Source organism: Azospira sp. I13 (assembly GCF_003112695.1).
GTDB lineage: Bacteria > Pseudomonadota > Gammaproteobacteria > Burkholderiales > Rhodocyclaceae > Azospira.
In genome coordinates this window covers 55,868-78,306 of sequence record NZ_BFBP01000004.1, presented here as the reverse complement: position 1 = coordinate 78,306, position 22,439 = coordinate 55,868, and the positions used below count along the sequence as shown (strand labels likewise).

Below are 22,439 nucleotides of genomic sequence, written 5' to 3'. Positions count from 1 at the left end.
GGGAAATTCGTCCGTCTGCGTACGGCACCATACTAATCCAGAAAGAAAGACCGGCTGCGGCTTTCAGGCAGCCACGGCCTCCAGCTCCGGGCTGTCGAACTGCACCACGATGCGCACCAGTTCGGAGAGGTTGCGGGCCTGCAGCTTTTCCATCATGCGGGCCTTGTAGACCTCCACGGTACGGGGGCTGATGCCGAGCAGTTCGCCGATTTCCCGGTTGGACTTGCCGGCGGCGGCCAGGCGCATGACTTCCCGCTCGCGGCGGGAAAGGCGCTCCAGGCGGTCGCGCATTTCGGCGCCGGTGGCCTCTTCCTTGCGCCGCGCTGCATCCTGGGCCAGGGCGGTGCTGACGGCATTGAAGAGCTGGTTGTCGTCGATGGGCTTCTCGAGGAAATCCACGGCCTGGGCCTTGAAGGCGGTGCGGGCAGTGGAAGCGTCGCCATGGGCGGAGATGACGATCACCGGCAGTTGCACGCCCTGCTCGGTCAGGGTGGACTGGAGGGAAAGGCCATCCATGCCGGGCAGGCGCACGTCGGCGATGAGGCAGCCGGCGGCTTCGGTATTGCAGGCCGCCAGGAAATCTTCGGCGGAGCCGTAGGCCTGGACCCGGTATCCCTTCAGATTGAGCAGCAGGGAGAGTGAATCCCGGATGGCGGCATCGTCATCCACCACGAAGACGGTGGGTGCGTTGGGGGGAAGGTTGAGGTTCATGGGGCTCCTTTCACAGGCAGCGGTTTTACAGAAACAGAGTGGACGGAATGGTGCAGCGGCAATGCCAGGCAGAAGCGGCTGCCTCCGGCCGAAGGCGATTCGGCCCACAGGCGTCCGCCGTGGGCTTCAACGATGGCCCGGCTGATGGCCAGGCCCAGCCCCATGCCCTGGGGCTTGCTGGTGGCGAAGGGGTCGAACAGGCGGTCGCGGAACTGGGGCAGGATGCCCGGGCCGTTATCCACCACCTGGATCAGCACTTCGTCGCCTTCCCGATGGGCCGCCAGGGTCACCTCCGGGTCCTCGTCCAGGCTGCCCATGGATTCGGGGGCCACGGCATCCAGGGCGTTGATCAGCAGGTTGCGCAGCACCACCTGGAGCTGCACCCCGTCGCCCCGCACCGGCGGCAGGTCGGCGGGAATGGCGTACTCCAGTCGACAGCTCTGACGCCGTGCCCGTTCCTCCACCTCGCCGATGGTTTCCACCACCAGGGGCAGGATGGCCACCGGGTCCCGGCGGGTGTGGCCAGTCTTGAAGAAATCCCGCAAGCGGCGCACCACGGCGCCGGCCCGCCGGGCTTCCGTCGCCACCTTGTCGAGCACGTCGGAAATGTCGCCGCTGCGGCCGGCCTCCAGCAGCAACTGGCCGGCCCGGGCGTAGTTGGCCACGGCAGTCAGGGGCTGGTTGAGTTCGTGGGCCAGGGCCGAGGCCATTTCCCCCGCCGCGGCCAGGCGCAGGGCCCGCTGCAATTCGGATTCCGCCGCCTTGCGGGCACTGGCGGTAACCCCCAGGGTGAGGCCGGTGATGGCCAGGGAAGCCATGAGGAACTGCATCTCCTGCACCGTGCCGCCCTTATAGCCCAGCCACTGGGCGCTGACGATGAGGCCCACCTGGATCAGGGCCAGGGTGAGGCACGCCCCCTCCAGGCCGTGGCGTAGGGAAATCCACGTCAGGGGCAGGAAGAGCAGGTAGAAATACTTGAATTCATCGGTCCACGGCAGGCCGAAGACCACCACCAGGGAGAGCACCACGGCCAGGGCCTGGAGGGCGAATTCCCGGGTCTGGATGAAGCCCCAGTGGCCGGGCCGCAGCACTGCCAGCAGCAGGGGCGTAGTCACCAGCACACCAATGGAATCCCCCACCCAGTAGCGCACCAGGGCATAGGCGAAACCGCTTTGGGGCGCTTCGAGGAAGAAGGTCACCACCAGCAGGTAGAGGCCGCCGAGGACCAGGGCCATCGCCGCCAGCTGGGCGATGAAGCGGGGCAGGCCGCCGCGCTCCCGCAAGTCGGCGCCGCCGAAGCGGTGCAGCAGGGCCGCCAGCAGGCCGTAGCCGCCGGCCACCACCAGGGTCAAGAGGAGGGTTTCCAGGGACCACACCGCCATGCCGTGCACCGTCACGTTGCCCAGCCAGACGGCGACCAGGGACAGGGGCCAGAACTCCATGCCGAAGGCCAGCAGCAGGGCCAGGCTGACCCCGGGAGGGGGATTCCAGGGCGTCACCTCGAAAGCCGGCAGGGGATGGATGAAACTGATCCAGTCCAGCAGGAGGTAGAACGCCAGGTACACGGCCCCTACGGAGAAGGCCCGAGCGGGGCTCAACGCAGGGGTGGGCGGAAGGCGAAAAAACCGGGCGAAAGTCATAGACGGATGATGCCCGAAAACCTTGTGGGAGCGGGTCTGCCGGGCTACGTACGCATTTGCACTTACATTTGACCGGCACTCATGGCCCAGGTTTCCCGTGCGGTGGATGACGGAGGGGTAAAAAACAACATGCCCGAGCCGCGCACGGGATGGCGCGGTCGGGCATGGCGGATTGGGGACTGCACCGACAGCCGCCCCCGGGAACCCCGGGCCGCTGTCGGGAGTGGCGTCAGGGCTTGGCAGCCTCGGCGACGGGAACAGTGGGAGCAGTTTCAACGGACGGCGCAACCACAGTGGCGGCAGGGGCCTTATGGTCGGCATCGGGGTGCCAGCCCAGCACGGCCAGCAGCACGAAGAAGCCCACCACATAGGCCAGGGCCACGTGCCAGCCGTGGCGCAGCCAGTTACCCACGGACTTGGCTTCGGGGAACATGTTGGAAAGCGCCACGCCGGCAGAGGAGCCGAACCACACCATGGAGCCGCCAAAGCCCACGGCGTAGGCCAGGAAGCCCCAGTCGTAACCGCCCTGTTTCAGGGCCAGGGCCGTCAGCGGGATATTGTCGAAGACGGCGGAGACGAACCCCAGGCCCAGGGCGGTCTGCCAGGAGGCGCCGGGCAGTTCTTCCACCGGCATCATGGAAGCGCAGGTCACCAGGGAGAGCAGGAAGACCGAGCCCTTGAAGGTTTCCGGCAGCACTTCCCAGTCGGGCCGGCGAATGGCGGTGGAAATCAGGATGGCCAGCCACACGGCAACGCCGATGAAGGGGAAATGGTCCGCCTCTTCCGGGAAGTTGATGTTCACCAGCACGTTGGCGCTGATGGCGAACACCAGAATCATGCCGACGATGCCAACCCGGGCCCAGTCGATCTTGGTGTGCTGGTGGCCGCCCTTGATGATGGGGGAGTAAGCGTGCTGCTGCTTGGAAGCCACGAACGCAACGATGAGCAGGGCGACGATGGCCGCCACATAGGCATCCAGCACGATATGGGGTGGGATGCCTGCGATCCACATCATGGTGGTGGTGGTATCCCCCACCACGGAACCGGAACCACCAGCATTGGAGGCGGCGACGATGCCGGCCAGGTAACCCACATGGACCTTGCCCTTGAACAGCTGGTGGGCCATGGCACCGCCGATCAGGGCGGCGGCGATGTTATCGAGGAAGGAAGACAGCACGAAAACCATCACCAACAGCACGAAGCCGCCCTTCCACTCCCCCGGCAGATACTTGGGCAGGATCACCGGCACGTGGCTTTTCTCGAAGTGGCGCGAGAGCAGGGCAAAGCCCATGAGCAGGCACAGCAGGTTGGAGAGGGTGACGAACTCATGGCCCAGGTGGGCCGCAAAACCGGCAAAGCCCACGCCGGTCTTGAAGCCGGCGATGAAAATTTTGTACAGGCTGATCACCGTCACGCCGGTGAGGCCGACGTAGAGGGTGTAGTTGTGGAACAGGGCCACGCCCAGCAAGGTCAGGCCGAAGAGGATGAAATCCAGGGGAATGCTCCCCACCATCACCGGGCCGGCAGCCAGGGCCGACAGGGGAAAAGCCAGGCCGGCGGCCAGCAGGGCCAGGGGGCGCACCCCTAAGCGAGAGGAAGTTGACAGCATGGTTTGCTCCTGATTTTTGTGCGGCGGATTTTATCACCCGCCCCTAGGCCCTTTCCGTAGGGAAAACACTTAGGGTTTCAGGCCCAGGCAGGCCGACTACAATGGGTTTCCCCGCCTTGATGCCTGACGCCCATGCCCGACACTCCCCCGCCCACCGGCACTGCCCGCGGCGCCGTCTTCATCGCCACCAGCCTGGATGGCTTCATCGCCCGCCCCGACGGCGGCCTGGACTGGCTGGAGGACGCCAATGCCAATGGGCAGCAGGGGGAGGAAGACTTCGGCTACGCCGCCTTCATGGCCACGGTGGACGGCCTCGTCATGGGGCGGCACAGTTTCGACAAGGTACTCAGCTTTGGCGCCTGGCCCTACGGCCGCCTGCCGGTCTTCGTGCTGAGCCGCAACCCCCTGCCTCTGCCACCGGGCCTGCCTGACAGCATCATGGCTCTCGGCAGCCAGCTCGCCGACCCAGTGGAATTGATGGCATGGCTGGGACAACGGGGCCATCGCCGCCTCTACATCGACGGCGGCGACACCATCCGCCGCTTTCTCGCCGCCGGCTGCATCGACACCCTGACCCTCACCCGCATTCCCCTCCTCCTCGGCCAGGGCATTCCCCTCTTCGGCCCAACGCCCCAGGACATCCCCCTGACTCACCAGGAAACCCGCAGCTACGCCAACGGCTTCGTGCAAAGCACCTACCGCAGCCTTCCCCGCCCCTGACTTCCCCCTGCTTTCCCACCCCAGGAGACCGCCATGCAATTCGGCTACACCATCATTTACGTTGCCGACGTTCCGGCTTCCCTCGCCTTCTTCACCCGGGCCTTCGGCCTGCAACAGCGCTTTCTCGACCCCACGGCGGTCTATGGCGAACTGGAGACCGGCGCCACCTGCATCGCCTTTGCCGCCCATTCCCTGATCGCCGAACTGCTGCCGGCCGACCAGGCCCATTCCGCCGCCACTGCCCAGGTGCCCACCTTCGAAATCGGCCTGTTCACCGATGACGTGCCCGCCGCCTACGCCAAGGCCGTGGCCGCCGGCGCCACGGCCGTGACCCCGCCCAAAGAGGTGCCCTGGGGGCAAACCGTAGCCTTTGTCCGCTGCCCCGACGGCACCCTGGTGGAAATCTGCACCCCCATCAACCGCTAGCCCCCTGCCCTGGGGCCGCCGCAGGGGGAACGGCGGGAAAGGCCCATCGGGCACACCGGCCTCCCCACATCCATTAACTGGTCTTTTATACAGTACAATGGCGATCCGCCACCCCGTTCCCTGATACCGGGGCGACCTGGGACAACCCCAGGGCCGCCCGACGCACCATGCCCTCCCCTGTGCCTGCCCTGCCCGCTGCAGCTCCCGATTCGGCCATACCCCGGCGCATCGCCCATCTCGACATGGATGCCTTCTTCGCCTCCGTGGAACTGCTGCATTACCCGGAACTGCGGGGCCAACCCGTGGTGGTGGGAGGCCGCAGCGCCGACCGGCCCCAGCGCCTGGCCGACGGCAGCTTCCGTTTCGCCCGCCTGCGGGACTACGTGGGGCGCGGCGTCATCACCACCTCCACCTACGAGGCCCGTGCCCTCGGCGTGTTCTCCGCCATGGGCATGATGAAGGCAGCCGCCCTGGCGCCGGACGCCATTCTCCTGCCTGCCAATTTCGAGGCCTACCGGGATTACTCCCGCCGCTTCAAGGCCGCCGTCCGCACCATCGCGCCGGAAATCGAAGACCGGGGCATCGACGAAATCTACATCGACCTCAGCCGGCACGAGGAAGACAGCCTCACCCTGGCCCGGCGCCTCAAGGCCGCAGTGCACCAGGCCACCGGCCTCAGCTGCTCCATCGGCATCGCTCCCAACAAGCTCCTGGCAAAAATCTGCTCCGACCTGGACAAGCCCGACGGCATCACCCTGCTGGGCATGGCGGATATCCCCAGCCGCATCTGGCCCCTGGCCGCCAAAAAGATCAACGGCATCGGCCCCAAAGCCAGCGAAAAGCTGGCCCGGTTGGGCATTCACAGCGTCGGCGAACTGGCGGCGGCCGCCCCGGAACTGCTGGTGGAACACTTCGGCCGCAGCACCGGCCTGTGGCTGCACCGGGCCGCCCACGGCCTCGATGACCGCCCCCTCACCACCCGCCGGGAACCCAAGTCCTTAAGCCGGGAAAGCACCTTCGAGCGGGACCTCCACGCCAGGCAGGACCGGGCCGAACTCTCGGAAATATTCACCGACCTCTGCCGGCGGGTCGCCGACGACCTGCAACGCCAGGGCTACGTCGCCCGCACCATCGGCATCAAGCTACGCTACGCCGACTTCCGCAGCGTCACCCGGGACCTCACCCTGAACGCCCCCACCGCCGATCCCCGCACCATCCGCAAGGCTGCCGGCGAATGCCTGAAACGGGTGCCCCTGGAACAGCGCCTGCGCTTGTTGGGGGTGCGGGCCAGCACCCTGCTGCCCCGGGAGGAACACGATGCCCGCAGGGAAGCCGTTCAGGGACAGCTACCCCTCTAGTCAGGAAGGTCCGGGAGTACCGCACCCAGGGTTACAAAGGGCCATTACCGGCCTGCCCTGGCTGATCCCCGGCTGGACTACAGGGGCGCCCGGTCAATGCGGGACAAGGTCTCATTGACCTGAAAAATCTTGCCATTCACCTGGGGGACGCCAAAACCCTTCAGCCGCGCGGTGTGCATGGCCAGATAGGCCTCCGCACTCGGCAGATCCTGAAACAGGTAGATGCCGCCGGCCTCGTTGGCAGCCGGATTCTCGGTCCACAACTTCCAGATCAGCCCCGGCTCCCCGGCAATGGATTCGGCCAGGCCGCGCAGGGCGGCGGTCATCTCGTCGCCCCAGGGGCCGGGGTAGGGAAAATCGACTTGCAGCAGATAAGGCATGGCGTGTTGTCCTCAATGGCAATGACCAAAGCGCCAAGGATAGAGGAATTGCCACCGCCAGGCCGTGTAGACCTGGCCAAGCCCCGCCAAGGAGTCGCCGTCGCCGCACCAGCCCCCTACCACCGCCGCTTCTTCGCCTCGTCCAGAAACGCCTGCAGCAGCGGCTCCCCATCCAGCAGTTCGCCCTTGCCCGGGGTGTGGAATTCCGGGTGCCATTGCAGGCCGACGACGAAGCCTTTGCCGGTCCAGCGCAGAGCTTCCACCATGCCGTCGGCGGCACTGGCTTCCACCGCCAGATCCTTGCCCAGCACCTTCACCGCCTGGTGGTGGATGGAAACCACCTGGCCGCCCGTCTGCTCCGGGTAAAGCCGGGCCAGCAGGCCGCCTTCGGTGAACTGCACGGGGTGGCTGTGGCGGTCGTATTCCGGCGCTTCGTGGGCGATGGCGCCTGCCACCAGACTGGGAATGTCCTGGTGCAGGCTGCCGCCCAGGGCCACGTTGATCAGTTGCAGGCCGCGGCAGATGCCGAGCACCGGCTTACCCGCCTCCATGAACTCGTGCAGCAACTCCATCTCGTAGGCGTCCCGCACCCGGTCGCCGGCCCACTCGGGAGAGAGGGGCTCCTCGCCGTAGCTCAAGGGGGAAAGGTCGGTACCGCCTTGCAGCACCAGGCCATCCAGGGCACCGACGTAGTCGGCCAGGCGCATGTTGCTGCGCTGCATGGGGCTGTCCTGGACGATGGAGGGCACCATGAACACCAGCACGTCCCGGGACATGACCCAGTGGGCGACGGACTGTTCCAGGTATTGCAGGGTCTTGCCCAGCAGCCCGACGCTCTCGGGCCGGGGGTGGTAAAGGCGGGCGGAAATGCCGATCTTGACGGTGCGCTTGGCCATGGATGACTCCTCTCGATCCGAGTTTCAAGAATTTGTCACAGCGAGGGCAAAAGCACGGAGAAGCACCGGGGAATACTCCCAACACTTTCTCTGTGAACGCTGCCCCCTCTGTGGCAAAAGTATTCAGTCGCGACCCTAGGCGCCCCCCGCCCAGCGTTGTGCCGAGCGACGCACCACATCCTCCAGGGCGCCGCTTTCCTCGTGGCAGGCCCGTAGCCAGGTGCTGCCATTGCCTTCACCCCGGGTCATGGCGGCCAGCCGGGCCAGGGGGGCCTGGCTGCCGAGCACGTCGGCAAAGGGCTGCAGGCGTTCCAGGGTGGCCAGCAGATCGTCCCGCAGCACCAGGCTCTGCTGGCTGCGCGGGTCCACCAGGGTGGCGTCGAAGCCGAAGCGGGTGGCCTGGAAGCGGTTGTAGCCGTAGACCAGGTACAGGCCCTCCTCCACCCGGTCCGCCGGGTAGGGGCGCTCCACCAGCAGCCAGAAGGCCAGGGCCTGGACGAAGGCGGCCAGGGCGGCGGCCGTATCCACCTCCAGGGGGGTGTCGCAGATGCGCACCTCCACCGTGCCGAATTCGGGCTTGGGGCGGATGTCCCAGTAGAAATCCTTGATGCCGCCGATGATGCCGTAGCCCAGCATCTTGGCGAAGAAGTCCTCGAACTCGGCCCAGCTGCTAACCGGCGGCATGTGGCCGGAGAGGGGAAAGGCGGAGACGGCGTGTAGGCGCGAGGTCTCGAAGGAGGTGTCCTCCCCCTGGGAAAAGGGCGAGGCGGCCGAAAGGGCGATGAAGTGGGGAATGTAGCGGGACAGCTGGTGGGTCAGATACACCGCGTCGTCACCGGATTCGCAGGCCACGTGGATGTGCTGGCCGAAAACGGTGAACTGTTTGGCCAGATAGCCGTAGAGGCTGGAAAGCTGGAGAAAGCGCTCCGTCGGGAAGATGCGCCGGTCGTGCCAGCGGTGGAAGGGATGGGTGCCGCCTCCGGCAATGGCCAGGTTGAGGCTGCCGGCCGTGTGCACCACCGCATCGCGCATGGCGTGCAGCTCTTCCAGCAGGCTGTCGTGGCGGGCATGGGGGCTGCTGTTCAGCTCGATCATGCTCTCGGTGATCTCCGGCTTCACCTCGCCGGGATGGGCCACCTTTTCCAGGGCCTGCAAGAGATCAGGGCCGCCCCGGGTGAGATCCTGGGTATGGGGGTTGATGACCTGGAGCTCCAGTTCCACCCCCAGGGTGTAGGGGCTCACGGATTTGAAATCAAGCATGTTCCGCTCCTTCCTGGCGGGTTTCGCCGGCCCGTTTGAAGGCCGTATGCACGGCCAGGGGGCCCAGCAATTCCAGCAGCACCACTGCCGCCAGCACCAGGTTGCCCAGGCGCTCGCCAAACTGGGGGAAGAGGCTGGTGAGGTCATGCACCAGGGCGATGGCGACCCCGGACATGGGCAGCAGCGCCAGGCTCAGCCAGCCGTGCTGCTGCCAGCGGATATGGGAAAAGGGCGCCGTCAGCATCACCCCAGCGGTCTTGCCCAGGCTACGGGCCGCCACATAGGCCAGGGCCGGCAGGCCGGCGGCGGTCACGGCGGCCAGGGGCAGGCTGGCCCCGGTAAGCACGAAAAGCACGATGTAGAAGAGCTGGGCCGCGCCCCCCAGATCCACGCTGAGCAACACGTAGCGCCGGTCCCACTGGCGGCAGGCCAGACCGAACACCAGCAGGGCCAGGAAGACCGAGAGCTTCAAGGCATGGGCCAGCCCCACCGCCGCCAGGAGAAAGGCTGCCAGCAGCACGAACTGCGAGAGCCGGGCCTGGGGCCCCTTGCCCAGCAGACGGGCGCCCCACAGCACCAGCCGGGCCGCCACGGCCCCGAGCAGCACCGAGCCGAGGAGCAGGTAGAGGGGATGCAGCAGGGCGGTGCGCCAGGGCGCCTGGTATTCCGCGTGGGCGGCGGAAAGCAGGGAAGTGGCGACCAGGCAGGCCATCAGGGTGTTGATGGCCACCAGGGCCAGACAACGCTCGGTGACCTGGCCCTCGGCCCGGGATTCCCGGGCCACCAGCCAGACCACGGCGGGGGCCGAAGAGAGGCCGATGGCCGCTGCCATGCCCGCCTCCAGCCGGCTGAAGCCGAAGAGGCAGAGCACCCCGGCCATGGCAGCGAAGGCCAGGGCCGACTCCAGAAGCGCCGCCGCCAATAGCGAACGGTCCCGGCGGAACCAGGAAAGATCAAGACGGCGGCCCAGGTCAAAAAGGATCAGGCCCACCGCCACATCGAAGAACAGCCGAGTTTCGCCCAGCAAGGGTTCCAGGGAATTCCCGGGGAAGAGACCGGCCGCCCCCTGGCCCAGCAGCAAGCCAGCCAGAAGCCAGCCCAGCAGGCGGGGCAGTTTCAGACGCTGGGCGATTTCACCGCCCAGCAGGCCGGCAAGCAGCAGGCTGCCGAACAGGGCGGCGGGCCCCAGAGCCAGCGGCAGGGCCGGCAGGAAAGACGGGAAGGCATTTCCGTCCATAGAGAGTTCTCCCATGGAGCGGCTGCGGAGCAATACATGCAGAGTGCACAATGCGGCGCCCGGGCGGTCCGCCGCTCATGGGAGCGGACTGCGGTCAGCGCACAGCCTGTGTTGTTGTCGCGAGACGGGCGCCATGAAGGCGCCCCAGAAACGTCCCCGGAGCAGGGATGCTGGAGGCCGTAGGTTACTTCAGGTCAGAGTCTGCCGCTCCCCGGCAAGTTCCGTACGTCCTGGCAACGAAAGTACGGGCGCTGCTGCCAGCAGCCATTCCGGCGGGGGGCAACGGGCAGGCTTCACCCGCCGCTTCAACTGCCATTTCCCAGCTTCATCCCGCCTCATCCCGATGGTCGGCTCCCGTATATACTCCACCGCCTCTTCCCAGCATCTCCCGGCCCGGGCCCTCCTGGTCAGGCAGCTGGAAACTCCCGCAAGGAAAGCCCCCATGACCACCCTGGCCCTGGAAATCCACGTCGAAGAAACCAACTACGAAACCCCCACCCAATGGCGCCTGCTGGGCGCCCAGGACAAGGTGGGGCACATCGTGGAACTGTGTCGACGCAACGGCCTGAAGCCCGGCCGCACCCTGGAAGTGGGTTCCGGCGATGGCGCCATCCTGCGCTGCCTGGGGGAAAGCGGCTTCAGCCCTGAACTCTACGGGGTGGAAATTTCCCAATCGGGCATCGACATCACCCTGCAACAGCCCATCCCCGGGCTGGTTTCCTGCCAGCAGTTCGATGGCTACCGCCTGCCCTTCCCCGACGATTTCTTTGATCTGGTGGTGCTCTCCCACGTGCTGGAGCATGTGGAATATGAACGGGCCCTGCTGCGGGAGATTCAGCGGGTCTCCCGCCATCAGGTGATTGAAATCCCCATGGAGTTCTTCAACCTGAAGAACGAGACCTTTCATCTCCTGGGCCCCAGCTACGGCCACATCAACGCCCACACGCCGGATTCCCTGCGCTTTCTGCTGACCACCGAGCGTTTCAAGGTGCTGGACGAGCTGCTCGGCCGCTATTCGATGGCGGTTCTCGAACACGACTGCTTCGTCAACAACGGCGTAGCCAGCACCCCGGAAAACGTGGCCAACTTTCGCCAGCGTCACCAGGAGAACGAAGCCACTTTTGCCGCCCTGCCCCGGGAGCAACAGGAAAACCAGTCTTCCTTCTATGCCGTGCTGAGCCGCCGGGAAAGCGATCAGGAGCAGTTCGACCGGGCCATGGCGGGCATACGCCAATGCCTGATCGACGGCCATGTGCAACCGGCACGGCTGATCTTCAAGCACTACATTCCCCAGGAGCTGGTGCCCACCTGCGCCCTGACCCTGGCCCGGGAATTCGCCACCACCCGGCCCCAGGTCGCCCTGGAGTTTCTCGAAATGGTGAACGTCGCCCTGAAAGCCTGACCTTCAGGGCTGGGCAGGCTCAGCGCAGCCTGCCGGCCCGCCGCGCCAGACGCTCCCGCAGCCACTTTTCCAGGCCGATGACGCCGCCACAGAACAGGGCAAAGAGACCGATTTCCAGCCATTCCTCCAGGCCGATGGGGGCCGTGGCGAAGAGCCGGTTCATGATCGGCGCGTAGGTGAAGAGCAGTTGCAGTACCGCCATGGTGGCGATGCCGCCCCAGAACCAGCGGTTGGTGAACAGGCCCATGCTCCAGAAAGCGTGGGAGAGGGAGCGGCAATTGAAGAGATAGACCGCCTCCACCAGCACGAACACATTCACCGCCACGGTGCGGGCCTCGGCCAGGGTATGGCCCTGCTCCAGCTCCCGCAGGAAGAGGCCGAAGGCCCCCAGTAGCAGCAACAGGCTGACCAGCAGGATGCGCCCCACCAGGGCCCGGTCCAGCACCGGAGTATCGGCAGCCCGGGGCGCGCGGGCCATGACGCCTTTCTCGATGGGCTCGAAGGCCAGCATCAGGCCCAGGAACACCGCCGTGGTCATGTTGATCCAGAGGATTTGCAGGGGCGTGATGGGCAGGGTGGCGCCGAAGACGATGGCCGCCACAATCACCAGGCCTTCGCCGAAGTTGGTGGGCAGGGTCCAGGTGATGAACTTCACCAGATTGTCGAAGACGCCCCGGCCTTCCTCCACCGCCGCCTCGATGGTGGCGAAATTGTCGTCGGTGAGCACCATGGCGGCGGCCTCCTTGGCCACCTCGGTGCCGGTGATGCCCATGGCAATGCCGATGTTGGCCTGCTTCAGGGCCGGGGCATCGTTCACCCCGTCGCCAGTCATGGCCACCACCTGGCCCTGGGCCTGGAGGGCCCGCACCAGGCGCAGCTTCTGTTCTGGCTCGACCCGGGCGAAGACGTTCACGTTCCGTACCGCCGCCCGCAGGCCTTCATCATCCAGGGCCGCCAGTTCGCCACCACTCAAGGCCTGCTCCCCTTCGGCGGCGATGCCGATCTGGCGGGCGATGGCCAGGGCGGTGACGGCGTGGTCGCCGGTGATCATCTTGACCCGGATGCCGGCGCTGCGGCAGGCCTTCACCGCCGCCACCGCCTGGGCCCGGGGCGGGTCCATCATGCCGATGAGGCCCAGGTAGTCCAGCCCCTCACCGGCAATGAGGGAATCCGCATCCAGCACCGTCCCGGCGGCCCAGCCCCGGCGGGCCACGGCCAGCACCCGCAGGCCCCGGGCCGCCATTTCCCGGGCCTGGCGCTCGATGGCAGCGGCGTCGGCTGGGGTTAGCGGCACCGGCTGGCCTTCCGCATTGCAGCGGCGTCGGCAATGGGGCAGCAGCTTTTCCAGGGCGCCCTTGGCGTAGACCACGTCGCCGCCCTCCCCCGGCTCACGGCCATGCTGGGTGGCCATGTACTGGCGCGCCGAGTCGAAGGGCAGTTCATCCACACGGGGGTAGAGGGTAAGCAGGGTGTGTTCGTCCAGCCCGGCCTTGCGCGCGGCCACCAGCAGGGCCGCTTCCGTCGGGTCGCCGCTGATCTGCCAATGGCGCCCTTCCTTGAACAGGCCGGCGTCGTTGCACAGGGCGGCGGCCAGCAGGCATTCCCGCAGGGCCGGTTCCGGCGGCGCCTCGGCGCCGAGGCGGCGGCCGCCGATCTCCCCTTCCGGGGCGTAGCCGTTGCCGCTCACCGGGTAGGCGATGCCGCCGGCCACCACTTCCCGCACCGTCATCTGGTTCTCGGTGAGGGTGCCCGTCTTGTCGGAGCAGATCACCGTGGTGCTGCCCAGGGTTTCCACCGCCGGCAGCTTGCGGATGATGGCGCGGCGCTTGGCCATGCGCGAAACGCCAATGGCCAGGGTGATGGTCATGGCCGCCGGCAGGCCTTCGGGAATGGCGCCCACGGCCAGGGCCACCGCCGCCATGAACATGTCGAAGGGCGCTTCGCCGCGCCACAGGCCCACCCCAAAGGTGAATACCGCCAGGGCGCCGATGGCCATCAGCAGCCAGTTGGAGAAGGCGGCCATCTTGCGGGTGAGGGGCGTCATCAGGTCCGGCGTTTCGCCCATCAGTTTGGAGATGCGACCGGTCTCGGTGGCGTCGCCGGTGGCGATGGCGATGCCCGTGCCCTGGCCGCTCACCACCATGGTGCCGGCGTAGGCCATGTTGCCCCGGTCCGCCAGCAGGGTCGCCGCCGGCAGGGTGTCGCTGTGCTTGTCGCTGGCGGTGGATTCGCCGGTCAGGGCGGCCTCCATGGCCTTCAGCTCCCGGGCATGGATCAGGCGCAGGTCCGCCGGCACCTTGTCGCCGGCGGCCAGCAGCACCACGTCGCCGGGCACCAGGGCGCGGGAGGGCAGACGCTTCTTCTCGCCGCCCCGCAGCACCGTCACTTCGCTGGCGACGGAGCGGGCCAGGGCCGCCAGGGCGCTCTCCGCTTTGCCTTCCTGGATGAAGCCGATGAGGGCGTTAATGACCGTGACGCCGAGGATCACCCCGGAATCCACCCATTCGCCGAGAAAGGCGGTGATGGCCCCGGCCAGCAGCAGCACCAGCACCAGGGGCTGGGCGAACTGCAGGGCGAAGCGCAGCAGGGGGCCCTTGCCGGGCTTGGGGGTGAGATGGTTTTCGCCGTGAATGAGGCGCCGCCGTTCCACCTCGGCCTCGTCCAGGCCGCAGTCGCGGGGCGTCTGCCAATGCTCGGCCACCGCCTCCCCCGGCAGGCTGTGCCAGAGGGGCGCCGCCTGTGCCTGGGCGGCAGACGGGGATGCGGGGGAAGCTGAAGAAGGGGGGGCGGCGTGGCGCATGGCAGGCAATGCAGGTTCAGGATATTTGCATTGTCACCCAATCCTCCCTTCGCCTCCATCCGTCATGGGGCGGACAGGGCACGGTGCGCGGTGCCCGCTCCCCGGCGCTGTCACATTCCCTGGCTGCGTTCCTCTTTAGCTGGCGGAGGTGGCCAGACGGGCCAGCAGTTCATCCAGCACCGCCGCCAGGGGGCCGGATTCCCGCGCCCGGCGTTCCTTCACCAGGGCCGCCACCCGGGCGTGCTGGCGCATGTTGGAACCCAGGGACCAGCGGGCCGCGCCCCGCAGCAGCAGGGCATTGACGGCCCCCGGCTCGCCCTGGCGGGGCTCCGGCCCGGCCAGCACATCAATGATGCGCTGTACGGCGTCGCCATTGCCGGTGGCCATGAAGACGGCCCACAGCATGTCCAGGTCCGTCGGGCTGGCGGCGGGCCGCGCCAGGGCGTCGAAACGAGGCGCCGCCTGCAGCTTGCGGCGCTGCTCTTCCGTAAGCTTCAGCCCGGCGCCCAGGCACGCCTCCAGGGAGGGCGAAGCCGCATTGCGCAGGGCCCAGGCCAGATAAAGGCGGTGTTCCGCCGGCAGCTCGCCCCAGGCCTGGCACCAGGCCGAATGCCGGGCCGGGTTCTGCTTCATGATTTCAGCGAGAAAGACCATCACCGGGAAGCGGGAGCCGGGCTTCTCGAACATGCCGGCCGCCGAACCCTGGCGCACCCAATCCGCCACCCCGGCGGGATCGGGCCGCTGGTAGTAATGGGCCATCCACTCGCCTTGGGCCCGCAAGGCGCTGTCGGCCGCGGCGGGAGCGGGCGCCGTGGCGACGGCAGCCCCCGGCTTCGCCTCCTCCGCCTGCAAGGGCCCGCTCAGGCAACACCAGGCGGCGACGCACGTGGCAAGGACAGAAGCAGAAAAAGTCGGCAGGCCCATGGCGCCATCCATGACATTGGAAAAGCGCCATTAGGCCACTAGCCGGCCTCCCCGGGCAACCGGACCAGGCACCAGGCGGCCAGGGCGGCGGCGGAAACCAGGGCGCCGACCACGCACACGCCGGCCCAGCCCGCCTGCTGAAAGGCCGCCGCAGAGGCCAGGGAACCGGAAGCACCGCCGATGAAATAGCTGGTCATGTAGGCCGCGGTGAGGCGGTTGCGGGCATCGGGGCGGATGCCGTAGAGCGCCCCCTGGTTGCTCACATGGACGCCCTGCACCGCCAGATCCAGCACCAGCACGCCGACGATGAGGGCCTCCAGGGATTGGGGCGCGAACCACAGGGCGCCCCAGGAGAGCAGCAAGGCCAGGAGCCCGCCCAGGGTGGCCTGACGCCCCCGGCCGCCATCGGCCAGGCGGCCCACCGCATTGGCGGCCAGGGCGCCGGCAGCGCCGGCCAGGCCGAAGAGGCCGATGGCCGCCTCGCCGTAGCCGTAATCCGGCCCCGCCAGCAGGAAGGCCATGGAGGTCCACAACACGCTGAAGGCGGCGAACACCGTGGCGCCGAGAAAGGCCCGCAGGCGCAGGGCCGGTTCTTCGCCAAAGAGGCCAAGCACGGAACGCAGCAACTGGGGATAGGAGAGGCCGACGCTCTGCTGGTAGCGGGGCAGGCAGCGGGCCAGCACCAGGGCGATCAGGGCCATGGCCGCCGCCCCCACCCAATACACCGTGCGCCAGCCCCCCAGGCCCGCCAGACCGCCGGCCACGGTGCGGGCGAGGAGAATGCCCAGGAGCAGGCCGCTCATCACCGTGCCCACCACCTTGCCGCGGCGCTCCGGCGCCGCCAGGGTGGCGGCCAGGGGCACCAGCACCTGGGCCACCACCGAGAACAGCCCGGCCAGGGCCGTGCCGACATAAATGCCGGCCATGGAGGAAGCGAGGGCAGTGACCAGCAGCCCGACGGCCGCCAGCAGCGTCATGATGACGATGAGGCGGCGCCGTTCCAGCAGATCACCCAAGGGCACGATGAGCAGCAGGCCGAGGGCGTAGCCGAGTTGGGCGGTGGTGACCACGGAGCCGGCTGTGGCGGCGGAAATGCCCATTTCAGCGGCGATGGAAGGCAGCAGGGGCTGGGCGTAATAGTTGCCGGCCACCGCCAGGCCCGTGGCCACGGACATCAGGCCCACCAGGCCGGTGGAGAGGCCCGGGGCGGGCGGAGGTGAGGGGGTGCAGGACGTCGCGGCAGCAGGGCCAGGCGCAGCCGCAGCGCGGGGAGCATCAGAAGACACGGTGGATTTCCCAGAAACGAATGGCCGCCAGTATTGGCCCCTTGCATCAATGACACCAATGCATTGTTATCATTGAATCCACATCAAAACGAGATCAACGCCATGAACCTGCGCCAGATCGACTACGCCGTGGCGGTGGCCGAAGAAGGCAGCTTCACCCGGGCCGCCGAGCGTTGCCACACGGTGCAATCCGCCCTCAGCCACCAAATTTCCCGCCTGGAAGAACAACTGGGCGCCCGCCTCTTCGAGCGCACCTCCCGCCGGGTCGCCCTCACCCCGGCCGGGCGGGCCTTTCTCACCCACGCCCGGCCAGTGCTGGAGGCCGCCCGCCGCCTGGAAGACGAAATGGCCGCCGCCACCGGCGAAATTCGCGGCACCTTGACCCTGGGCACCATCTCCACCCTCACCGTGGTGGACCTGCCCGCGATCCTCGCCGAATTCCACCGCCGCCACCCCCAGGTGGACATCCGCCTGCACACCGGCATGAGCGACCGCCTGCTCGAGGAACTGCGGCAGCAGGAAACCGACGCCGCCTTCATCGGCGTCTGGCCCGGCGAACCGGTGGCCGGCGTAGACGCCCGCCTGCTCAGCGAAGAACCCCTGGTGGCCCTGCTCCACCCGGACCACGCTCTGGCCACTCGCAAGCGCCTGAGCCTGGCCGAACTGGCCCGGCAAACCCTGGTGGACTACCAGGCCGGCACCGGCCCCCGGCAACAGACCGACGCCGCCTTCCAAGCCGCCGCCATCGAGCGCCGGGTGACGGTGGAGGTCAATCACGTGGAATGGCTGGAGGCCCTGGTGCGGCAAAACGTCGGCATCGCCCTGGTGCCCCTGGCGACGGCGTCCCACTACCCGGGGCTGGTCACCCTTCCGGTCCAGTCCGCCCCCCGCCGCCGCGTCTACTTCGCCTGGGGCCGCCACCCGACTCCCGCTGCCCTCGCCTTTCTTGGGCTGGTGGAGGCGGCGGCAGGCGGGGAAGTGACAGAAGAATAGTCAGCCTCCCCACAAGGCAAAAAGGACGAGCCTCCCTACCCGGTAGCGGTGGAGAAGCCCGTCCCTTCTTGTTGGTGGCGATGGTGCCGCTGCCAGGCGGCGGATCGCTACGGCTAGGCGGTGGCGAAGAAGGCAGGATCGAAGGTGACGCTGGCCGCCGGCAGCGGGCCCTGGAAAACCAGGGCCCGGAAGTACTCGGGCGGCACCTCCGGCAGCAGCAGCGGCGCCGCATGGACGAAGCCGAAGCGGCCGTAGAAGGCCGGCTCCCCCACCAGCACGCAGCCGGCGGCGCCGCGCCGACGCAGTTCCTCCAAGCCGTGCCGCATCAACCGGCTGCCGATGCCGCAGCCCTGATGCTGCGGCAGCACCGAGACGGGGCCGACCCCGAACCAGCCGGGAACAGCCGGGCTCAGGGTCACCGGCGAAAAGGCAACGTGGCCAAGGAGACGCCCGCCCTCCTCCGCCACCAGGGAAAGGCTGAGCCTGCCGCTATCTCGCAGGGCGCCAACGATGAACTGCTCGGTGCCCGCGCTGTGGGCCGCCGTGGCAAAGGCCAGGCGGGTCAGGTCGAAAATGGCGGCGCTGTCGGCCGGCGCTTCGGAACGAATGGTGATGGTCATGCTGTGAATTCCTTTCGGCAATGCAGGCGCCGTGCCGCCCGGCCTCCAGTAGCGACCGGGCAGAGGCGCGGGCGGACTACTGGTTGTCGAGTTGGCCGCGCACGGCCCCCAGGCCGGCCCGGTTGATCCGGTAAGGCCGGCCGTCCAGGGAGGCGATGAGGCGCTTGGCCTTCAGCTTCTTGAACACCGGCAAGGTGCAGTCGCTGAGGACGAAACCTTCGCGGGTATAGCAATCGACGTGGGTAATGCGGCCGGAAGCATCGCGGTGATGTTCGATATGGCCGCCTTTGGCGAGGACGTGCAACGTCCGCTGCTCGGGCTTGGAAAGATTCATGTTGGATTGTTCCGCAATCAAATGCACACACGACGGCAGCCTCCGAGAGGCGCCATCGACGCTATGGGCATATCGATAACTCGCGGCCGGCGGGGCCAGACGGAGTTATCGGATTGCGGCAATCTCCAACATACAGACCTAACTCAAATGGAATGGGCTTGCCCGTTTGCCGGGCAGGACGCGAATCATAGCGCTGCCCTAGGGGTGAAGCAATCGGTGCAGTGATGGGTAAGGGGGAACCAGCCATACACCAGGCCTGGAAGACAAGAGGAATGTTCCTGCTAGCAGGACTAAGGTTGCGGGGGAGCTTGTCGACAATCTTCTGGCGTAGTGGGTGCTTTGACCACTAGGGTCCGCACTTGACAGAAGAAGGTAAGCCCGGTTTGGACCCGTACAGAACGGTAATTGCCTTTCTTCGAACTTGAGAAGTTCGATCAGACACTGGTGTAGGTTCGCTTGGCGGCCGTAGCTAACGCTTTATTTCACTCAAAGGACTGCCCTATCTGAATCACAAGCAGTCGATCTAGGTGGCTACAATCGGCAAGGCGATTCAATATAAGAATGAGTAAGCATGGAAAATAAGCTGAACGAGCTAAATGCAGAACTGGAGCGTATGTGGAATGATGTCGTACAAAGTGATTCGCAGAAATATGCCCCTGTTCTCTTCAACCTACCAAAACTACGCGGAATTGTATTTGTAGGGTTAAATCCTTCATTTTCGGATGAGGGCTGGAAAAACAATCTCAAAAACACTCGTCACCGGGATATCGACCCACGCACCTTTTTCAGTTGGCCTAGACCGCTTGACTTCAAAGCTGACCTAGCGCATGAACTGGACCGACTAGCCCATTCACACTACGCGTTTTTTGAGCAACATCGAAAACTGTCCGACCTCCTGAATTTGCATTGGGAGCATATCGATCTTTTTGCCTACCGAGAAACAAATCAATCGACTGCGAAAGACAAGTTTCTCAAACCCAGCAAGGATTACCAGCTCAACGACCTCGGTGAGAAGCAATATCGTTTATTCGAAAAGATGCTTGAATTGGCTAAACCTCGCGTCGTTGTGGTAGCTAACGCGCTAGCCTCGCACATCTATTCGCAATACCGAACCCCCCGATTCGATAATGCTAAGGGTTGCTATATGGACAAAATCGGCAGCAACGATGTTCCGGTATTTTTTTCGGGGATGCTGACTGGACAACGCGCACTTGATGTCTTTTCAAGGGAACGTCTTTTTTGGCACATTAAGATGGTCGCAGAAGCCGAGAATAGCGTTTCCTAAGATTTCCGTTGGGGAAAAGGAGCCGGATATCGATCTTGGGCATGTCATCAGTCCATCAAGGCGCAGACCATTACGTCCCCCCCTACAAAGCTGGCATCAGTCACCTCGTAAGGTAAAACGACTGCTAAAAAGCAATACTGCTCGAGTGGGTGAAAAAACTGAAAAGAAGACTCCTGAAAGCCCGCTAGTCACCGGCTGCTGTTGGCCGGCAACCGGTCAAAGATCCCTTCGGCTCCCTCCTTCACCCCCGCCACAACGCAATAGGGACGGGCATCCCCACCGTATCCCGATGGAAACCCCCGTCCCTATTGCCTCCTGGCGCACCGGCAGTGCGCCACCAATTTCTAATAAACCCCCGGCCTCACCAGCCGTAGAAAAGCCCCCCGCCCCGGCGGTAGTAGGGGCTCCAGCGCGGCCCCCAGAAGGGGTCGTAAAGCACGGGCGGGGCGGTGCGCAGGCGCTCTTGCTGGCGGGCCTCTTCCACCTGCTTGGCCTGCTGCTGGTCCCGTTCCGCCAGCATGGCCGCCACGTCGTCGTGGAGGGCCTTTTCCCGGGCTTCGTGGAGGTAGTCGAGCACCGCCACCGGCACGCCCTGACGGGTCAGGTCCAGCACCTGGCTGGGGCTGGGGTCGAGGCGGGTGCGGGTTTCCTTGAGGCGCTCGATCATGGCCTCGGCCTTCATGCCGGATTTGGCCATGGCCACCAGTTCGGGCAGGCCGATCTTGGGTGCATCCGGCGCCAGGCGTTGCAGTTGTTCGGGGGAAAGGCGGGCCAGCCTGGGGGTGGCGGTGCCGTCGGGAGGCGCCGTGGCGCAGCCGGCCAGCAGGGCCAGGAGCAGCAGGAGCGGGAATAGGCGGCGATGCACGGTCATGATGCTTTCTCCTCCATTACGGGGCCAGGATCAGGGGAAGACCCCATGGCTGGCCCCCAGGTTCCGCGGAACCGGCCCGGCGGACACCAAGCGACGGAACCCCGGGCACGCCGCCTGAGCGTCAGGCCCGGGGCGGCGTGCCAGGCGTGTCGCCGCAGGCAGTACGCAAGTACGGCCAGGCGACACCACAACGCCCGCGGCCCCCGGGCCGGGTACTCAGGCGGTGCCGCCGACGGTGAGGCCGTCGATGCGCAGGGTGGGCTGGCCCACACCCACGGGGACGGACTGGCCTTCCTTGCCGCAGGTGCCGACGCCCGGGTCCAGGCCCAGGTCGTTGCCGATCATTTTCACCCGGGTCAGGGCGTCCGGGCCGTTGCCGATGAGGGTGGCGCCCTTCACCGGGTAGAGAATCTTGCCGTTTTCCACCATGTAGGCTTCGGACATGGAGAAGACGAACTTGCCGCTGGTGATATCCACCTGGCCGCCGCCGAAATTGACGGCGTAGAGGCCCTTCTTCACGGACTTGAGAATTTCCGCCGGGTCCTTGTCGCCGGCCAGCATGATGGTGTTGGTCATGCGCGGCAGGGGCAGATGGGCGAAGGATTCGCGGCGGCCGTTGCCGGTGGGCTCGACGCCCATCAGGCGGGCATTGAGGGAATCCTGCATGTAGCCCTTCAAGATGCCGTCTTCGATCAGCACGGTGCGGCGGGTGGGGTTGCCCTCATCGTCAATGTTGAGGGAGCCGCGGCGGTCCGGCAGGGTGCCGTCGTCCACCACGGTGACGCCCTTGGCGGCGACCCGCTCACCGATGCGGCCGGAGAAGGCGGAGGAGCCCTTGCGGTTGAAGTCGCCCTCCAGGCCGTGGCCGATGGCTTCGTGCAGCAGGATGCCGGGCCAGCCGGGGCCGAGCACCACGGTCATGGTGCCGGCGGGGGCCGGACGGGCGTCCAGGTTGGTGACGGCCTGGTGCACCGCCTCCCGGGCGTAGCGTTGCAGCACTTCTTCGCTGAAATAGCCGTAGTCGTAGCGGCCGCCGCCACCGGAGGAGCCCTGCTCCCGCTTGCCCTTGCCGCCATCGACGATGACGGAAACGGAGACCCGCACCAGGGGCCGCACGTCGGCCGCCAGACGGCCGTCGCTGCCGGCCACCAGCACCACGTCGTATTCACAGGCGAGGGAGGCCATGACCTGGGTGACCCGCTTGTCCAGGGAGCGGGCATAGCCTTCCAGGCGTTCCAGCAGTTGCACCTTTTCCGCCGCCCCGAGGGAGGGGATGGGGTCCTTCGCCAGGTAGAGGCCGTGGCCCTTGCGCCCCTTCAGCTTGGGCGCCTTGCCGGACTGGCCGGCGGCGCCGATGGCGCGCACCGCCGCGGCGGCATCGCCCAGGGCCTTGCGGCTGATGTCGTCGGAGTAAGCGAAGGCGGTTTTCTCGCCGGAGATGGCGCGCACGCCGACGCCCTGGTCGATGTTGAAGCTGCCGGATTTGACGATGCCCTCTTCCAGGCTCCAGGCCTCGGCCCGGCTGTACTGGAAGTAGAGGTCGGCATAATCCACGCCGTTTTTCATGATCTGGCCGAAGACGTCGGAAAGGCGCTTCTGATCCAGGTCGTAGGGCGTCAGCAACAGGGATTCGGCTTGCTTGATGATCTTGCTCATGGGGAAACCTAAAGCCTTAAAAAACTTTTGC

Annotated in this window: 20 protein-coding genes; 6 read left to right on the top strand and 14 right to left on the bottom strand. The window is 66.5% G+C overall.

The window, feature by feature from the left end; translation table 11 throughout:
• Positions 1-63 precede the first annotated feature (63 nt).
• The 3 genes from AZSI13_RS05070 to AZSI13_RS05060 all read right to left on the bottom strand — a co-directional run bounded on the left by AZSI13_RS05070 (position 64) and on the right by AZSI13_RS05060 (position 3,960).
• On the bottom strand, positions 64-711 hold the full coding sequence (locus AZSI13_RS05070; RefSeq protein ID WP_109040096.1) for a response regulator transcription factor: 648 nt from the start codon (positions 709-711) through the stop codon (positions 64-66).
• The gene (locus AZSI13_RS05065) at positions 708-2,276 is read right to left on the bottom strand and encodes an ATP-binding protein (protein WP_165833330.1); all 1,569 of its coding nucleotides are present in this window, start codon (positions 2,274-2,276) and stop codon (positions 708-710) included. Before AZSI13_RS05065 ends, AZSI13_RS05070 begins: the two co-directional genes overlap by 4 nt.
• Positions 2,277-2,580: 304 nt before the next feature.
• Positions 2,581-3,960, bottom strand: a complete 1,380-nt coding sequence (locus AZSI13_RS05060; protein WP_235609677.1) for a citrate transporter — start codon at positions 3,958-3,960, stop codon at positions 2,581-2,583.
• Positions 3,961-4,092: 132 nt separating this feature from the next.
• On the opposite strand from AZSI13_RS05060, the gene AZSI13_RS05055 reads away from it, so the two are divergent.
• The 3 genes from AZSI13_RS05055 (at position 4,093) to dinB (ending at position 6,464) form a co-directional block, all read left to right on the top strand.
• Complete coding sequence (locus tag AZSI13_RS05055; RefSeq protein WP_109040094.1) at positions 4,093-4,680, top strand: dihydrofolate reductase family protein; 588 nt, start codon at positions 4,093-4,095, stop codon at positions 4,678-4,680.
• A 33-nt stretch (positions 4,681-4,713) separates the two neighbouring features.
• Complete coding sequence (locus AZSI13_RS05050; RefSeq protein WP_109040093.1) at positions 4,714-5,106, top strand: VOC family protein; 393 nt, start codon at positions 4,714-4,716, stop codon at positions 5,104-5,106.
• A gap of 167 nt (positions 5,107-5,273) precedes the next feature.
• Positions 5,274-6,464 (top strand): DNA polymerase IV, encoded by a 1,191-nt coding sequence (gene dinB, locus AZSI13_RS05045; protein WP_109040092.1) that lies wholly within the window; start codon positions 5,274-5,276, stop codon positions 6,462-6,464.
• Positions 6,465-6,541: 77 nt separating this feature from the next.
• Here dinB and AZSI13_RS05040 read toward each other — a convergent pair whose 3' ends face one another.
• From AZSI13_RS05040 to AZSI13_RS05025, 4 genes are all read right to left on the bottom strand, one after another.
• The gene (locus AZSI13_RS05040; protein ID WP_109040091.1) at positions 6,542-6,844 is read right to left on the bottom strand and encodes a monooxygenase; all 303 of its coding nucleotides are present in this window, start codon (positions 6,842-6,844) and stop codon (positions 6,542-6,544) included.
• Between the two features lie 116 nt (positions 6,845-6,960).
• On the bottom strand, positions 6,961-7,740 hold the full coding sequence (locus AZSI13_RS05035) for a gamma-glutamyl-gamma-aminobutyrate hydrolase family protein (RefSeq protein ID WP_109040090.1): 780 nt from the start codon (positions 7,738-7,740) through the stop codon (positions 6,961-6,963).
• Between the two features lie 135 nt (positions 7,741-7,875).
• Positions 7,876-9,000 (bottom strand): YbdK family carboxylate-amine ligase, encoded by a 1,125-nt coding sequence (locus AZSI13_RS05030; RefSeq protein WP_109040089.1) that lies wholly within the window; start codon positions 8,998-9,000, stop codon positions 7,876-7,878.
• Positions 8,993-10,252, bottom strand: coding sequence for a cation:proton antiporter (locus AZSI13_RS05025; protein WP_109040088.1), 1,260 nt, complete (start codon positions 10,250-10,252; stop codon positions 8,993-8,995). Before AZSI13_RS05025 ends, AZSI13_RS05030 begins: the two co-directional genes overlap by 8 nt.
• A 427-nt stretch (positions 10,253-10,679) precedes the next feature.
• Between AZSI13_RS05025 and AZSI13_RS05020 the strand changes: the two genes are divergently transcribed.
• Positions 10,680-11,639, top strand: coding sequence for a class I SAM-dependent methyltransferase (locus tag AZSI13_RS05020; RefSeq protein ID WP_165833327.1), 960 nt, complete (start codon positions 10,680-10,682; stop codon positions 11,637-11,639).
• Between the two features lie 19 nt (positions 11,640-11,658).
• Here AZSI13_RS05020 and AZSI13_RS05015 read toward each other — a convergent pair whose 3' ends face one another.
• The 3 genes from AZSI13_RS05015 to AZSI13_RS05005 form a co-directional block, all read right to left on the bottom strand.
• Positions 11,659-14,439 carry a cation-transporting P-type ATPase gene (locus AZSI13_RS05015; RefSeq protein ID WP_109040086.1) on the bottom strand — a complete coding sequence of 927 codons (2,781 nt, stop codon included), beginning with the start codon at positions 14,437-14,439 and terminating at the stop codon, positions 11,659-11,661.
• 135 nt (positions 14,440-14,574) lie between these two features.
• On the bottom strand, positions 14,575-15,363 hold the full coding sequence (locus AZSI13_RS05010; protein WP_133247268.1) for a hypothetical protein: 789 nt from the start codon (positions 15,361-15,363) through the stop codon (positions 14,575-14,577).
• Positions 15,364-15,401: 38 nt separating this feature from the next.
• Positions 15,402-16,649 (bottom strand): MFS transporter, encoded by a 1,248-nt coding sequence (locus AZSI13_RS05005; protein WP_268807504.1) that lies wholly within the window; start codon positions 16,647-16,649, stop codon positions 15,402-15,404.
• Between the two features lie 72 nt (positions 16,650-16,721).
• Between AZSI13_RS05005 and AZSI13_RS05000 the strand changes: the two genes are divergently transcribed.
• On the top strand, positions 16,722-17,642 hold the full coding sequence (locus tag AZSI13_RS05000) for a LysR family transcriptional regulator (protein ID WP_235609676.1): 921 nt from the start codon (positions 16,722-16,724) through the stop codon (positions 17,640-17,642).
• A 113-nt stretch (positions 17,643-17,755) separates the two neighbouring features.
• Here AZSI13_RS05000 and AZSI13_RS04995 read toward each other — a convergent pair whose 3' ends face one another.
• Together AZSI13_RS04995 and AZSI13_RS04990 are read right to left on the bottom strand one after the other, a co-directional pair.
• Entirely contained in the window at positions 17,756-18,262 is a 507-nt protein-coding gene (locus AZSI13_RS04995; RefSeq protein WP_109040082.1) for a GNAT family N-acetyltransferase, read from the bottom strand.
• 76 nt (positions 18,263-18,338) lie between these two features.
• Positions 18,339-18,596 carry a YjhX family toxin gene (locus tag AZSI13_RS04990; RefSeq protein WP_014238442.1) on the bottom strand — a complete coding sequence of 86 codons (258 nt, stop codon included), beginning with the start codon at positions 18,594-18,596 and terminating at the stop codon, positions 18,339-18,341.
• A 571-nt stretch (positions 18,597-19,167) separates the two neighbouring features.
• On the opposite strand from AZSI13_RS04990, the gene AZSI13_RS04985 reads away from it, so the two are divergent.
• A complete protein-coding gene (locus tag AZSI13_RS04985) occupies positions 19,168-19,881 on the top strand; it encodes a hypothetical protein (RefSeq protein WP_109040081.1) in 714 nt (237 codons plus the stop codon).
• A 361-nt stretch (positions 19,882-20,242) separates the two neighbouring features.
• On the opposite strand, the gene AZSI13_RS04980 is transcribed toward AZSI13_RS04985, so the two are convergent.
• Together AZSI13_RS04980 and tldD are read right to left on the bottom strand one after the other, a co-directional pair.
• A complete protein-coding gene (locus AZSI13_RS04980; RefSeq protein WP_109040080.1) occupies positions 20,243-20,752 on the bottom strand; it encodes a hypothetical protein in 510 nt (169 codons plus the stop codon).
• 216 nt (positions 20,753-20,968) lie between these two features.
• Entirely contained in the window at positions 20,969-22,408 is a 1,440-nt protein-coding gene (gene tldD / locus AZSI13_RS04975; RefSeq protein WP_109040079.1) for a metalloprotease TldD, read from the bottom strand.
• Positions 22,409-22,439: the final 31 nt, after the last annotated feature.